This is a genomic window from Thioclava sp. GXIMD4216, assembly GCF_037949285.1.
GTDB lineage: Bacteria > Pseudomonadota > Alphaproteobacteria > Rhodobacterales > Rhodobacteraceae > Thioclava > Thioclava litoralis.
This window is the reverse complement of the sequence record NZ_CP149926.1, coordinates 821,987-836,045: the sequence shown is the minus strand read 5'-3', so window position 1 is coordinate 836,045 and position 14,059 is coordinate 821,987. Positions and strand designations below refer to the sequence as shown.

At 58.6% G+C, this 14,059-nt stretch carries 20 protein-coding genes; 2 read left to right on the top strand and 18 right to left on the bottom strand.

Going from position 1 to position 14,059, the window contains the following annotated elements; translation table 11 throughout:
* Positions 1-1,398: a nodulation protein NodH gene (locus WDB88_RS04130; protein ID WP_339108938.1), complete on the top strand. Its 1,398-nt coding sequence runs from the start codon at positions 1-3 to the stop codon at positions 1,396-1,398.
* Here the strand turns inward: WDB88_RS04130 and WDB88_RS04125 are convergent.
* The 15 genes from WDB88_RS04125 to WDB88_RS04055 all read right to left on the bottom strand — a co-directional run bounded on the left by WDB88_RS04125 (position 1,395) and on the right by WDB88_RS04055 (position 10,042).
* Positions 1,395-1,856 (bottom strand): PTS sugar transporter subunit IIA, encoded by a 462-nt coding sequence (locus tag WDB88_RS04125; protein ID WP_339108937.1) that lies wholly within the window; start codon positions 1,854-1,856, stop codon positions 1,395-1,397. The two genes, WDB88_RS04130 and WDB88_RS04125, sit on opposite strands and share 4 nt — an antisense overlap.
* Before the next feature lie 35 nt (positions 1,857-1,891).
* Positions 1,892-2,470, bottom strand: coding sequence for a ribosome-associated translation inhibitor RaiA (gene raiA, locus WDB88_RS04120; protein WP_339108936.1), 579 nt, complete (start codon positions 2,468-2,470; stop codon positions 1,892-1,894).
* Positions 2,471-2,773: 303 nt separating this feature from the next.
* On the bottom strand, positions 2,774-3,523 hold the full coding sequence (gene lptB / locus WDB88_RS04115) for an LPS export ABC transporter ATP-binding protein (RefSeq protein ID WP_339108935.1): 750 nt from the start codon (positions 3,521-3,523) through the stop codon (positions 2,774-2,776).
* The gene (lptA, locus tag WDB88_RS04110) at positions 3,523-4,008 is read right to left on the bottom strand and encodes a lipopolysaccharide transport periplasmic protein LptA (RefSeq protein ID WP_339108934.1); all 486 of its coding nucleotides are present in this window, start codon (positions 4,006-4,008) and stop codon (positions 3,523-3,525) included. Before lptA ends, lptB begins: the two co-directional genes overlap by 1 nt.
* 11 nt (positions 4,009-4,019) lie before the next feature.
* Positions 4,020-4,622, bottom strand: coding sequence for a hypothetical protein (locus WDB88_RS04105; RefSeq protein ID WP_339108933.1), 603 nt, complete (start codon positions 4,620-4,622; stop codon positions 4,020-4,022).
* 18 nt (positions 4,623-4,640) lie between these two features.
* Positions 4,641-5,255: a ribonuclease D gene (locus tag WDB88_RS04100; RefSeq protein WP_339108932.1), complete on the bottom strand. Its 615-nt coding sequence runs from the start codon at positions 5,253-5,255 to the stop codon at positions 4,641-4,643.
* A 204-nt stretch (positions 5,256-5,459) separates the two neighbouring features.
* On the bottom strand, positions 5,460-5,978 hold the full coding sequence (locus WDB88_RS04095) for a flagellar basal body-associated FliL family protein (protein ID WP_339108931.1): 519 nt from the start codon (positions 5,976-5,978) through the stop codon (positions 5,460-5,462).
* A 10-nt stretch (positions 5,979-5,988) separates the two neighbouring features.
* Positions 5,989-6,714 carry a flagellar basal body L-ring protein FlgH gene (flgH, locus tag WDB88_RS04090; protein ID WP_339108930.1) on the bottom strand — a complete coding sequence of 242 codons (726 nt, stop codon included), beginning with the start codon at positions 6,712-6,714 and terminating at the stop codon, positions 5,989-5,991.
* Positions 6,715-6,719: 5 nt separating this feature from the next.
* Positions 6,720-7,151, bottom strand: coding sequence for a flagellar basal body P-ring formation chaperone FlgA (gene flgA, locus WDB88_RS04085; protein WP_339108929.1), 432 nt, complete (start codon positions 7,149-7,151; stop codon positions 6,720-6,722).
* On the bottom strand, positions 7,151-7,936 hold the full coding sequence (flgG, locus tag WDB88_RS04080; RefSeq protein ID WP_339108928.1) for a flagellar basal-body rod protein FlgG: 786 nt from the start codon (positions 7,934-7,936) through the stop codon (positions 7,151-7,153). Before flgG ends, flgA begins: the two co-directional genes overlap by 1 nt.
* An 11-nt stretch (positions 7,937-7,947) precedes the next feature.
* Positions 7,948-8,661, bottom strand: a complete 714-nt coding sequence (locus WDB88_RS04075) for a flagellar hook-basal body complex protein (protein ID WP_339108927.1) — start codon at positions 8,659-8,661, stop codon at positions 7,948-7,950.
* A gap of 3 nt (positions 8,662-8,664) precedes the next feature.
* A complete protein-coding gene (locus WDB88_RS04070; RefSeq protein WP_339108926.1) occupies positions 8,665-8,931 on the bottom strand; it encodes a flagellar biosynthetic protein FliQ in 267 nt (88 codons plus the stop codon).
* A gap of 3 nt (positions 8,932-8,934) precedes the next feature.
* On the bottom strand, positions 8,935-9,243 hold the full coding sequence (gene fliE, locus WDB88_RS04065; RefSeq protein ID WP_339108925.1) for a flagellar hook-basal body complex protein FliE: 309 nt from the start codon (positions 9,241-9,243) through the stop codon (positions 8,935-8,937).
* Positions 9,244-9,260: 17 nt separating this feature from the next.
* Positions 9,261-9,653, bottom strand: coding sequence for a flagellar basal body rod protein FlgC (gene flgC / locus WDB88_RS04060; RefSeq protein WP_339108924.1), 393 nt, complete (start codon positions 9,651-9,653; stop codon positions 9,261-9,263).
* Positions 9,654-9,655: 2 nt separating this feature from the next.
* Positions 9,656-10,042 (bottom strand): FlgB family protein, encoded by a 387-nt coding sequence (locus WDB88_RS04055; RefSeq protein ID WP_339108923.1) that lies wholly within the window; start codon positions 10,040-10,042, stop codon positions 9,656-9,658.
* An 80-nt stretch (positions 10,043-10,122) separates the two neighbouring features.
* On the opposite strand from WDB88_RS04055, the gene WDB88_RS04050 reads away from it, so the two are divergent.
* Positions 10,123-11,442 (top strand): FliI/YscN family ATPase, encoded by a 1,320-nt coding sequence (locus WDB88_RS04050; protein WP_339108922.1) that lies wholly within the window; start codon positions 10,123-10,125, stop codon positions 11,440-11,442.
* 40 nt (positions 11,443-11,482) lie between these two features.
* On the opposite strand, the gene WDB88_RS04045 is transcribed toward WDB88_RS04050, so the two are convergent.
* From WDB88_RS04045 to WDB88_RS04035, 3 genes are read right to left on the bottom strand one after another with little or no spacing between them, the layout of a single operon-like run.
* A complete protein-coding gene (locus WDB88_RS04045; protein WP_339108921.1) occupies positions 11,483-13,279 on the bottom strand; it encodes a sensor histidine kinase in 1,797 nt (598 codons plus the stop codon).
* Positions 13,276-13,860: an RNA polymerase sigma factor gene (locus WDB88_RS04040; RefSeq protein ID WP_339108920.1), complete on the bottom strand. Its 585-nt coding sequence runs from the start codon at positions 13,858-13,860 to the stop codon at positions 13,276-13,278. Before WDB88_RS04040 ends, WDB88_RS04045 begins: the two co-directional genes overlap by 4 nt.
* Positions 13,857-14,015, bottom strand: coding sequence for a NepR family anti-sigma factor (locus WDB88_RS04035; protein ID WP_339108919.1), 159 nt, complete (start codon positions 14,013-14,015; stop codon positions 13,857-13,859). The genes WDB88_RS04040 and WDB88_RS04035 overlap by 4 nt, the downstream gene beginning before the upstream one ends.
* Between the last annotated feature and the right edge of the window lie 44 nt (positions 14,016-14,059).

The following is a 14,059-nucleotide window of genomic DNA, read 5'->3' as shown; positions in this document are numbered from 1 at the left end:
ATGGCAAATTTTGAAAGCTTCGTTATTCTGGCTGAAATGCGCACCGGCTCGAACCTGCTGGAAGCGGCGGTCAACATGCTGCCCGACACCCATTGCCACGGCGAGGCGTTCAATCCGGTCCTGATCGGCTATCCCAACAGGACCGATCTTCTGGGGATCTCCAAAGAGGCCCGTGACGCCGATCCCAAAGAGCTATGGAAGAAAATCCGCAAGGCGCCCGGTCTGAATGGCTGCCGCTATTTTCATGAACATGACCCGCGCGTGCTGGGCCTGATGCTCAATGATCCCAAATGCGCCAAGATCGTGCTGACGCGCAATCCGGTCGAAAGCTATGTGAGCCTGAAGATCGCACGCTCCACCGGCCAATGGAAGCTGGGCGATGCCAAGCACCGCCGCGTGGCGCAGGCCGAATTTGACGCGACGGACTTCGAGGACCATCTGGAAAGCTTGCAGAATTTCCAGATCAAAATCATGAACGCGCTTCAGGTTTCGGGCCAGACCGCGTTCTATATCGATTATGAGGATGCGCAGGACATTGCGGTGCTGAACGGGCTGGCGAAATGGCTGGGCGTGGCGGATGGCCCCGAGGCGCTGCCCGACAATCTGGTTGTGCAAAACCCCGAAAGTCTGGAAGAAAAGGTGCGCAACTTCCCCCAGATGGAAGCCTCGCTGGCGCGGCTGGACCGCTTCAACCTTTCCCGCACTCCCAATTTCGAACCCCGTCGCGGGCCGAATGTGCCGGGGTTCATTGCCACCGCTGTTGACAAGGCAGGGCTTCTTTACATGCCGCTTCGTCCGGCCCCCGATGCCGAATTCCGCGACTGGTTGCAGAAACTGGGCGAGATCAGCGACGGTTTTTCGCAAAAGACCCTGCGCCAATGGAAGCGCCAGACGCCGCAGCATCGCAGTTTCACGGTGCTGCGCCATCCAGTGATGCGGGTGCATCTGGCCTTTCTGGCGCTCCTCGACTGGCCGAATTTTGCGGAAACCCGCGAGACCTTACGCAAAGCCTACAAACTGCCCCTCCCCAAAGAGGGCCAATCGCTCGAGCAAGACGCATATCGTACGGCCCTGACAGCTTTCGCCGTCTGGCTGAAATCCAGCCTCAACAGCCAGACCAGCCTGCCTGTCCACCAGCTATGGGCCAGCCAATCCACCATGCTGCAGGCCTTTGCCAGCTTCGCCACGCCGGATCTTCTGGTGCGTGAGGACCGTCTTCAGGAGGATCTCGCCTATCTTCTGGCGACGACGGGGCTTTCCCATGAGCCCCCCCTGCCGCAGCCCGATTGCGGGCGGATCGCCTTGGGCGATGTGTATTCGGCAGAGTTGGAACAGGCGGTTCGTGACGCCTATCCCCGTGATTACATGCAATTCGGATTTACCGACTGGTCGGCTTAGGCCGCCAGCCCCTGCGTGGTGGTCAACACACCATGCAACGCAGCCGGATCAGTGTTCGAGCGCAGCTTTTTACAGGTATCTTCGTTACGCATTGTGCGCGACACCAGCGCAAGCGCCTTCAGATGGTCCACACCAGAGCTTTTGGGCGCCAGCAGACCGAATACCAGATCTACCGGCTGCCGGTCTACCGCATCGAAATCCAGCGGTTTCTCAAGGCGCATGAACACGCCCACCACGTGATCCAGCCCATGCAGGCGCGCATGGGGCAAGGCCACGCCATGCCCGACACCGGTCGGGCCCAGACTTTCACGCTCTTGCAGCGCATCAACGATGATCGCGGCATCAAGCCCGTAGGCCTGTGCCGCGATATCTGCCAGATCCTGAAACAGACGCTTTTTGCTAGCCACATTGACAACCGCACGCACGGCGGCCGGGCGAAGCAGAGACGATAGATCCATCGGTCCTTTTTCCGCGCCCATTTCAGTGCAGGCGCTTACTTGCTGTGACGGGGGTCGATCCAGCCAATATTGCCATCTTCACGCTGATAAACAACGTTGACCCCGCCATGTTTTTCGTTGCGGAAGACCAAAAGCGGCTTATGCGCGAGTTCCATCTGCATCACCGCATCACCGACAGAGAGGGTAGGCACCCGCGTCTCCATTTCGGCCACGATGGTGGGCGCATCGCCCCCTTCGGCACCAGTCGATTCGTCTTCCTCTTCTGGAGCCAGCACATAAAGCCCTGCCGCCTCGAATTCAACTGCGGTGGTGCGTGCGGCCTGATGGTCTTTCAACCGGCGTTTATGGCGACGCAGCTGTTTGTCCATTTTCTCTTGCAAAGCGTCAAAGGCGGCATAGACCTCCGTTGCAACGCCCCGTGCCTGCGCGGTCAGTCCCGTCGACAGGTGCACGGTCGCTTCACAGATATACTCATGCGCGTTTTTCGAAAACACGACGGTGGCATCAGTCGGTCGTTGCGAATATTTCTCGACCGTGCTGCCCAGCTCGGTTTTGACATGGGATTGCAGAGCTTCACCGATATCAAGCTGTTTGCCGCTAATTTGGTAACGCATGGCGTCTCCTTCCTTGATGACTGTGTCACGGTGCTCGGCACCATATTTACAGTCGGTTAAATTCTGTGAGGGGGCACACCTTTCCTGCTCGTTCCCGACATCGAGCAAAGAAAAATACGGACCGGGCAGCCGAACCAAGGGCTGCGCGAAGCATCGGGAATATGATAGCCAGATCACGCATTTGACTACATTTGGGAACGTTCCCAAGAGGAAGTCAACGGGTGATCGTCGCTGCACTGCGGCGTATGACACAACTGTGACGGGCAGACGCCATGCCCTCACTTCTGTCTGGAATAGGGGATATTATTGAAAGCGGAAATCCTGCCCCAGATAGACACGGCGGACGTTTTCATCGTTAACGACCTCCTCCGTGCTTCCGGACATCAGCACAGCGCCATCATGCAGGATGTAAGCACGATCAACGATTTCAAGCGTTTCACGCACGTTATGGTCGGTAATCAGCACCCCGATACCGCGCTCTTTCAACTGCCCGACAAGATGGCGGATATCTCCCACCGCAATCGGGTCCACGCCGGCAAAAGGTTCATCAAGCAGCAAATATTTCGGGTCCGCCGCAAGGCAGCGCGCAATTTCGCAGCGGCGGCGTTCGCCCCCCGAAAGCGCCAGGGCGGGAGAACTGCGCAGATGCTCGATAGAGAAATCGCTCAGCAGCTCCTCCAGCCGCTCGCGACGGCGGTGACGGTCCTGCACCGCTATTTCCAGAACGGCCATAATATTTTGCTCGACCGTCAACCCGCGAAAGATCGATGCCTCTTGCGGCAGATAACCAATCCCGAATCGCGCGCGGCGATACATTGGCAGACCGGTGACATCGCGGCCATCAATGCGCACCTGCCCCGCATCCGGCGTGATCAGCCCCGCAATGTTATAAAAACACGTGGTTTTTCCCGAACCGTTCGGCCCCAGAAGCGCAACCACCTCGCCGCGGTCCAGCGTCAAAGAAACATCACGCAGAACAACCTTCTTGCGATAGCCCTTACGGAGGTTGCTGACGCTTAGCCCGTGTTCAAGCGTTTCGGCTGAGTGATCCATCACTGCCCTCCGGGTGCCAGAATGGTGCGCACACGCCCGTCCATCTGCCCTGTCCCCGTGGTCATATCGACCGTCAGCTTATTCCCGGATAGCGCATTTTTCCCTTGGGTCAGCAGGACATTTCCCGTCATCACCAGATTGCCGCTGCGCACGTCATAGACCGCGTCCTGCGATTCCGCCGCATCGGTCTGGGACACAAGCGTCACCCCTCCAGATGCGATCAACTTGTTGATCTCGCTCTGGGTTTCTCCGTATTCCACATGCAGCTCTGCGGCTTTCAGGCGCATATCGCTTTGCACGACAAGAACATTTCCGCGGAAAACGGCCTCTCCGGTGCTTTGATCGACCTGCAGGCTGTCAGAGGTAATCTCGACCGGTGCCTTGGTATCCGTCGACAGCCCCCCGAAAGCCACCTGCTGCGCGGCGCCCAGCGTCGGAAACGCCAGCCCTGCCCCCAAGATCATCACCGTCAAAAATTGCCGCATGTCACCCACCTTCATTCTTGGGGTTGGTATACCAGCTTCACGCCCTTGGTGAAGAGCAGATTATTCGGGCCACCGGGTTGGGCCTGCGACAGCTCCATCGCTCCGGCATCCAGAACGCCCATCGGCGCTTCGCCATGCACCGCCCCCGGAGAAACGATCTTGGTCCGGTCCGTCGTCATCTCGACCAGCTCGGATTGCATGCGATATCCGCTTGACGTCTGTAGCGCGACACGGTCACGCAGCTCGATCAGCCCCGCATCAGGACGCAATTCACCCGCCTTGGCGTTCAGATCCACCACAAGGCCGGAGCGCGCCTGAAGTTTCGCGACGAGCTGGGCCACCGAGCTGCCATTCGCGCCCATCGGTTGCAGAACGGCCTTGGACGCGCGCACCGAAAGGGCAGCACCATCCTGCGTCAGCCCCGAATATTCCGGCGACACAACCTGCGGCTCCCGCGCCAGTTCTGCAATATCGACATCGGAATAGGGGATCACAGACCCCGGCTCGACCCGATGCCCGACCAGAAACACAAGCGACAAAAGCACCAGCGCCGCCAGAGGCAGTACTGTCTTGGCCCATGCGACCAGAATGGAATGTCGGTTATCGCGGATCATATCGAAGGAGATGCCGGCTTAGTGGTGGAAGATGTCGCTTGGCTCATCCCACCCCATCAGGTCAAGACGCGCACGCGCTGGCAGAAAATCGAAACAGGCTTGGGCAAGCTCCAGACGGTCTTCGCGGATCAGGCGCGGCAGCAAACCGGCCTTGAGTCTGTGCAGATGCAACACATCGGAGGCCGCATATTCTTTCTGGGCATCCGTTAACACCGCCGCCCCCCAATCGGAGCTTTGCTGCTGTTTGGAAATATCGACACCGACAATCTCCTGCAAAAGCAGCTTGAGCCCGTGACGTTCTGTAAAGGTCCGCACCATTTTAGACGCGATTTTGGTACAGAAAACCGGCGCGGTCACCACGCCGAACGCGTTATACAGCGCCGCAATATCGAAACGGGCGAAATGGAAGAGCTTCTCGACCTCGGGATCGGCCAGAAGAGCGCAGAGGCGCGGCGCGTCTTTCTGGCCTTTCGCGATCTTCACCAGATGGGCATGCCCGTCGCCGCTGCTGAGTTGCACAAGGCACAACCGGTCGCGACGCGGATCAAGCCCCATCGTTTCGGTATCAATCGCCACCACCGGACCAAGGTCAAGCCCCTCCGGCAGATCCCCCTCGTGCAAATAGATCGTCACACGCAATCTCCTATCTTTGGACCCATATAGGCGCTTTGACAGGAGCTTGCCAACGCAGGCTTCGCACATAGTCTGTGGAAAATACCCAGCCCGCGCGCAAATCGGCAAAGAAGCGCACAGGAAGGCGAGCATCCCTTATCCGAATGCGCTGCAAAGATCAGAAGGCCGCAGCTTGGCCCCGCTCTTCTCCTGCCGCGCCAGCTCCTAGCTATCCTGACGCAAGATATCCGAAATCAGGATGCTTTTGACATCCGGCCCGACCACCGAACGGGCATTTTCCAATAGGGCGCGACGCAGTTCGGCCATCTTGTCCGTCGAAGTATAAACCCCTTCGAACCCGCCATTATTGGCGTGATCAAACAGGACCTGAAGAAACGAATCTCTCAGACGCGGCTCCACGGCATAAACCCGTTCGGTGCCACCCACCGGCATCTCGATCGAGAGAGACATAATGACCATCGCGCGCACCCGGTTCGCATCCAGCAAAGGCACGACAAACTGGTTGTTCAGCTTAACAAACTCGGAGGTCGGCACACCTTCTTCCCCGCCCTCCTCACCATGACCTTCCTCGGCTGTGGCATGCGTCTCCCCTGTTGCGGCGGCAGCGGCTTCTCCTTCGGCCACCTCTTCCGGAGGCGGCGGCGCAGGACGCAGGAAGAACCCTGCTCCTCCGCCAATCGCGAGGCCGAGAATCACGAAGATGACCGGAAGCAATTTACCCATCGTGCCCTCCTTAGAACGGCATCACGATATCGGCGATCTGGGACCCGATCCGCGGCTGCTGCACATCCGAAATCTGTCCGCGGCCACCATAAGAAATCCGCGCCCCGGCAATCTTGTCATAGGTGATCTCGTTCTGGCGGCTGATATCTTCGGGGCGCACATAGCCGGTCACGATCAGTTCACGCACTTCGTAATTCACCCGAACCTCCTGACTGCCCTGCACACGCAGGACCCCGTTGGGAAGAACATCGATGATCGTCGCCGCCACGCGCAAGGTCAGCTGCTCGTTACGGGAGACATTCCCATCCCCCGCGAAAGACGAATTCGAATTGGTGGACACGGCGCTGGCCATACTGGCCCCCTCCGGCAGGGATTTATTGATCTGTTCGGGAATACCGAACAAGGACGGGATCCCCATAGATTGCGATTCCGTCCTGCTGCGATCGCTGGAATTGGAAAATTTCGCGCTGTCATCGATTTCGATCACAACCGTCATGATATCTCCCTTGCGGGCCGCGCGACGGTCCCCCAGCAGCGATTTGGGCGTGCCGGACCAAAGCGAGGCCTGCGCGACCGGCGAGCGGTCCTCGGGCATTTCCGGCATCGGGATCGTGTTCATGGCGAAATATTCATTGGTGTCTTCCACCGGCGTAAAGCTCGGCGTGCGCCCTACTTCGCCAAGGCGCTGGCAGCCAAGGATCGAAAGGGTCATCAGAAGGAGGCTCAGGCGACGCATGACAATCAGTCCTTGTTCACATAGGCGGTACCGTCCGCCGAAATAGTGGCCGTAACAGTGGTGCGGGAGGAGACATTCATCACGCGGATGCTGTCGCCGATAGCGGCGCGCTCCAGCGCGCGCCCCTCGGTGATAATGGTCAGAGAGCCACGATTATATGCCAGTGACACCGTCTGATTCCGTTCGACAATCGCAGGCTGGCTAAGATGTTCGGGGCGGATCGGGCGTCCGGCATAAATCGCGACACGCGTCTCAAGACCGACCGCGTCAATCGGGTCCACCAATGCACCGGGCACATCCATAGAGGCGATATCCAGATCATCCGGCGTCAGAATGGTCTGCGCGCGCAAGGTGCGCGTCGCCACAACGACTTCGGCCTGAAGGCTGGTTCCGGCAACCGCAAGCAACGCCACCAGAAGAGGGGCAAAGCTACGCATCAACGCACCTGTACCGTCGCGCTCAGAATCTGGTCCGCAGCCGATATCACTTTGGAATTCAGCTCGTAACCGCGCTGCGCCTTGATCAGTTCAGTGATCTCGCGCACCGGATCCACCGAGCTTTCCTCAAGATACCCCTGCCGCAGCGTCCCCAGCCCGTCCTGCCCCGGCTCCCCGACAACGGGCGGGCCGGACGCGCCGGTTTCCAGAAAGAGGTTCGAGCCAATAGCTTCAAGCCCCTTCTTGTTGGTGAAATTGGCCAGCGTCAGCTGCCCCATCAGTTGCGGCTGCACCTGATCGCTGAAATAGGCATAGACCTCGCCCGACGTATTGATCGCAACAGAGGTCGCATCATCGGGGATCGTAATGCCCGGCACGACCGGATAACCATCCGAGGTCACGATCTCGCCATCTGCCGAACGTTTGAGCCCGCCGTCACGGGTATAGGCCGACACACCCGAAGGCATCTCGACCTCGAGATAGCCGATCCCGTCAATGGCGACATCAAGATCACCGCCCGTGCTCACCAGAGATCCCTGTTCGAGAATCTGCGTCACGGCAGTCGGGCGCACACCCAGACCAAGCTGTACGCCGGACGGCACGACCGAGCCATCGCTGGCGCTAATCGTTCCCGGACGGGTGAGCTGTTGATAGGTGAGATCCGCAAATTCCGCACGACGTGCGTTATAGCCGGTGGTCGACATATTCGCGAGGTTGTTCGAAATAACCTCGACGCGCATTTGCTGGGCGGCCATCCCGGTGGCGGCAATCTGTAGGGCACGCATAAGGCTTCTCCTTACTTCGTCAGCGTCGAAATGACGTTGCGGATGCGTTCGTCTTCTCGATCAAGGAATTTCTGTCCCATCTCGTAGGCCCGCTGCACTTCGATCATGCGCGCGACCTCTGTGATTGGGTCTACATTCGATTCCTCAACAAATCCTTGCAGGACCTGAGGAAATTCCTGCACCTGTGCGCCCCCTTCCGCATAAAAGAGCGTCCCGCCCGAATGCACCATGCCATTCGGGTCAGCAGGGTCGTAAACCCCAAGCTGCGCAATAGGTTGGCCGTCAACAGACATCGTACCGTCCTGCGCCACCGAAAGCTGCCCTTCAGCGGGAATAAAGATCGGCCCTCCCCCCGAATCCAGCACGGGATAGCCGTCTTGGTTCTGCAAAATCCCCTCTGCGGAGGGCACGAAATTTCCGGCGCGGGTCAAAGCGTCGCCCTGCGGGGTCTGCACCATGAAATAGCCATCGCCCTGGATGGCGAAATCGAAGTTGTTTCCGGTGGATGTCAGGCCACCCTGCAGCGTCGAGATCTCGCGGCCATTGCCAAGCGCCATCGACAAAGACGGCTCGTCATTGCCCAACGCCTCGACATGTTCGGCAAAAATCACCCCTTCCTTGCGGAAACCGGTGGTAGAGGTGTTGGCGATATTATTCGCCACCACCTGCATTTCCTTCATCAGACCCGATTGACGGGTCAGCGTTGCATAAATCGCATTATCCATAAGTTAGCTCCCGGCAATCATGGGGATGATGCCCGAGGTGAAAAAATCGACCAATCGTTCCGACATAAAAGACATGGACACCCAGAAAACGATGAGCATCGCACCGACTTTGGGCACAAAAGTCAGGGTCATCTCCTGCACCGATGTCAGCGCCTGAAACAGACCGATGGACACCCCGGCAATCAGGGCGACAGCCAGCATCGGAGCCGAAATCATCACCGCGACCCAAAGAGCCTCGCGCAACGTATCGAAGAAGATGACATCATTCATGGGTTACACCGGCATCCGTAGGATTTCCTGATAGGCCTCGACGACCTTATTGCGCAGCGTCACGGCCGCCTCGACCGCCAGTTCGGTCTGCGACAGGGCCTGCACCAATGTGTGGGGATCGGCATCGCCGGTCATTGCGGCCTTCGCGGTTTCCTCGCCATTCTTGACGGTATCCACGAAATCGCTGGCCAGAGCTGCAAACGGATTTTCGGTCGCCTCGGTGGCATTGCCCCCCGACCCCTCAAGCCCAAGTTGTGCAGCGGAACGGCCTTGGGCATAGCCCTGTGCGGCCAAGGAAGTTTTCACGTCCATTCTAGACTTCTCCTAGGTTAACGGCGCAGAATATCGAGCAGAGCCGAGGACATTTGCCGCGTCTGATCAAACATCTTGATATTCGCCTCGTAGCTGCGCTGCGCTTCACGCGCGTCAGCAATTTCCACCACCAGATCGACATTCGAGCCGTCATAGTAGCCATTCGCATCGGCCAGCGGGCTGCCCGGATCATAGATTTGCTTCAGATCCGAGCGATCCAGATCGACCTTGCCAAGCTCGACCTTGCCCGTAACTCCCTCCTCTTCCATCACCTGTTTGAACTTCGTCAGCTTGCGGTGATAGCCGGGGGTATCCGCATTCGCGATATTCTCGGACACATAGCGCAGACGCTGTGCCTGCGCCTTCATACCCGATGCCGCGAGAGAAAAAGAATCGCCAAAGTCAGTCATAATCAGCTCCGTGCAACGCTTGTTCTCAGAATGTTCAAAGTTGATTTGTATATAGTTAACGCGAGATCATGCTGGCGCTTTGTCTCCACCGCTTTCACCATCTCGTCTTCCAGCGAAACCGTGTTGCCATTAGGGGAGGCCGTGCCGGGATCACTGCGGGTGGTCACCTCTGAGGTCACCAGATTATCCGCACCGATATGGCCCGCCCGCGTTGCCTTCATCGGCATCGCAACCTCTTCCTGATAGGTTTCGGCAAAAGGCGTCACATCCTGCGCCTTGTAACCGGGGGTATCCGCATTCGCCATGTTGCGCGAGACTGCGGATTGGCGCTGAGCGGCGTGGCGTGCCATCGACTCAGCCATATTCATCACATCGATTTTTTCGAACACCGAGGCTTCTCCTCTGAGATTTCAACCAAGGCTTAAGAGTGATTCATTAAAAAACATTTAGAAAACGAATGGAGGCCAGAATGGCTTATGCAGATTTGGACCTGTTGCGGGCATCAATTTCAGACTTTGGCGCAGTGCATACAGTGGGCAGAATCAGCCGTGTCGGTCAGGGGGTGATCGAGGCAACAGGCCTTTCGCGCGTCGCAACCCTCGGAGATCGCGCGGAAATCCTCTGCCAGTCAGGGTTGAAAATTGGCGCCGAAGTGCTGTCGCTTGAAAAAGATCATGTCAAATTGCTGGCCGACGGGGCCGCGGACGGGCTGGCCATCGATGACCGGGTAGATTTGCTGGGCCAGACCGGAATCTGTCCCGACAGCTCTTGGATCGGGCGAATCATCGATCCGTTCGGCAATCCGCTGGACGGCCAGCCCCTGATGCGCGGCCCGATCGAACGCAACATACGGTCCCGCCCGCCGGCGGCCGCCCAACGCCGTCGTCTGGGCGCGCGGTTGGAGACCGGTCTTGCGGTATTCAACACCCTTCTCCCCCTTGTCAAAGGCCAGCGTATCGGCCTCTTTGCAGGGTCTGGCGTGGGTAAATCCTCGCTTCTGGCCAATTTTGCCAAGGGGGTCGAAGCCGATGTCGCGGTGATCGCCTTGATCGGTGAACGTGGCCGCGAGCTGCGTGAATTCGTTGAAAAGGTTCTTGGACCGGAAGGTATGGCACGCTCGATCATTATCGCTGCGACCTCCGACCAATCGCCACTGGTCCGGCGGCGCTGTGCGCTGGCGGCGATGACCGTCGCAGAACATTTCCGCGACCAAGGCAAGCATGTGCTGTTTCTGGCCGATAGCATCACCCGATTTGCCGAAGCCCATCGCGAGGTTGCCCTTGCCGGTGGCGAGGCCGCGACCCTACGCGGCTTTCCGCCCTCGACATCCCAACAGATCATGGGGCTGGCCGAGCGCTCCGGCCCGGGGCCGGAGGGGGCGGGCGATATTACCGCCGTCTTCTCGGTGCTGGTCCCCGGCTCTGATATGGAAGAACCGGTGGCGGATATCCTGCGCGGGACGCTGGACGGGCACGTTGTCATGGACCGCAAGATTGCCGAACGCGGCCGGTTCCCCGCCATCGATCTTCTCCGCTCGGTCTCGCGCTCCCTGCCGGATGCCGCGACAGCGCAGGAAAATGAACTGATCAAACAGGCACGACGGTTGCTTGGTGCCTATGACAAAGCCGAGATGATGATTCAGGCAGGGCTTTATGCCGCAGGCTCCGATCCTGTCGTGGATAAGGCCATCAAGGTCTGGCCGGCATTGGATGGCTTTATCGCCGAAGCCGAAACCAAAAACACCCAAGCCAGCTTCGAGCGGCTCAAGGCAGCACTGGCCAAGGCCTGACACCGTGCAGCATTAAGGAATAAAGGGGCCAAACGGCCCCTTATTCTTCTTCCTCATCCTCGTCATCATCTTCGTCGTCACGGGCATGGCGCAGCTCTGCCTCCTGCAACTCCGCCAGCTTGAACTCGGCGGTCAGACGATAGCGGCCATTTTCCTGCGAGGATTGCAAATCCCCGTTGAGCTGCTGCACGAAGGCCTGTGCAAGCTGCGATCCCAGCCCCGAGCTGGTATCCGGCGAGGCCGGCGGCGCATTTTCGTCCACGGAATTTTCCAGCGCCAGACAGGCATAGCCCTTCCGTGTCTTCCGCAGGGAAATCTGCAGATCGGGGCGCGACCCGTCCACCGTGCCCGCATATTTCATCGCATTGGTCATGGCTTCTGTCAGCAAGAGCGACAGCGGCACGGCCTGATCGGGGGTCAGCCGGATCTCATCCACATGACAACCGATATCGATCCTGCGTTCCGGCCCTGTTGCCAGTGCGGAAATCTGGCGCACGATATCGGGAAGAAGCTCGTTGGCCGTGATATCGGTCAAGCCCGATGTCTGATACAGCCCGCGGTGGATGGTTGCCAGACTGATCACGCGCTCCTGCAGCCCTTTCATCAGGTCTTTCGCCTCGGGCGAGCGGGCCTTGCGGATCTGCATCGAAATGATGGAGGCGATCAGCTGGAGGTTATTCTTCACACGGTGGTGGACCTCGCGCAGCAGCACCTCCTGATGGTGGATCATATCCTCCAGCTCGGCCTCGTCATGCAGGATGGTTTCTGTCATCTTCTCGTAAGACAGGGCCAGATCCTGAATTTCCTTCGGCGCACCGGCATAGTTCAGGTTCCCAACACGACGCGACCCCGAGGCAAAACCACGCAACGCACGCGACAGCCGCTTGATATGGCCGATCACCAGCTTTTGCATCGCGAAATACGCCACAAGCAGGCTGGCAAGCCACATCAGACCCGGCACCAGAATCGGAGACACATCGGCGATCGGGTTCATCGAGATCGAGGCTTTTGCAGGCCAGCTTCCCATTGCATAAAGCTGCCCCGGAAGAAGCTCCAGAACCGAATAGACCCGTTCCTGCCCCGAGTTCGCCCGCGCGGTAAAGGTGACAGCATTGGTTCCCGCCAGCGCCTTCAGCGCGCGATGCGCGGGCAGATAGTCTTTGGTCAGGGCAAGATCGCCCGACGAGGTGAGCACCGCGCCACTGGTGTCGAATGTCAGGATCATCAACGAATTATCGACATCATATCCCAATGTGTCGTCCTCGTGATCACGGTGCAGCAACGAAGAATGCGGCAGGCTTAAGCTGACGAAGCCAAGCTTGTTCCCATCCTTGTCATAAACCGGATGGGTCGCACCGATCACCGCCGTGCCGGAGACCGGCCCATGCGGATTGAGAATGAAATTCGGCGTGTCCAGTGGCAGAAGCTTCTGGAAATACTTGTTGTTCGAAAAATCATAGGACACGCTGCGGGACGAGCATTCCATCTGCCCGTCCTTATCCACGAAAGCGGCCAGGGAAAGCGCAGGATCGGCTTCCACGACTTTGCGCATCTGCGCGCTACAAGCGTCCATATCCCCCAGCAAGGGCGGTAGGGTATAGGCCAGAAAACGCGCTTCGGCCTGCGCCTGCTGCAAAAGCCGCGTCTCGCCCGTGACCGCCTGCAGGGTTTCGCCCATAAGCGCGGCTTCCGACCGCGCCCGTGCCTCTTGCAGCAGTGAATTCGACTGGATGGCCGAGATCAGCAGCAGTGGGAACAGGGCCACTGCCAGAAAGATCGCCAGACGCACACCGAGACGGTCGATGAACGACCCCGTCGATCCTTCTTTCCTTATCATGCAGCGGCAGTCCCCGATTTACTCATTACAGCCAGCGAAGTCGCATCCATACCGGAGAGGATATCCTCGCCCTCCTCCAGCTTCAGCATCTCCGCCAGTCGTGCACGCGCACGATTGGCACGGCTCTTCACCGTTCCGACCGCGACCCCCATGGTCTCGGCTGCCTCTTCATAAGAGAAACCGGATGCCCCAACAAGAATAAGAACTTCGCGATGTTCGGGGGTCAGCTTGTCAAAAGCCACCATGAAGTCATTCATCGCCAGACGCCCGTCATGGGCGGGCCGTTCACACAGGGCTGCGGCGTGAACACCATCAGGGTCGGCCACCTCGCGCTTGCGTTTGCGGCGATCCGAATAGAACGTGTTCCGCAGGATCGTAAACAGCCAGGCGCGCATATTCGTGCCAACCTGAAATTTCTCGATATTCGACCACGCCTTGACGATCGTATCCTGCACCAGATCATCTGCGGTCGCGGAATTGCGCGTCAAAGACATCGCGAAGGCACGCAGGGCCGGGAGATGTTCGGGCAGTTCGTCGCGAGGATCTTCGACCTTGTTCGTGTCAGAGGAGGGCGATGTCATTTGTCGCCCTCCTTAGCACGTAGTTGTGCCAGCAAATCTTTGAAGCGATCGGGAACATCTTCATTCAGGGCCTGCTCGTAAGCCTTCTTGAGGTTCCTGTTGATCTGTTCCTTTATGCTGGCTCGCGACTTGTCGTCAGCCATTTCGTTGGTCATACCTATGGTTCCGATCACAGCTATTTTGCATGGAACCAAACGCA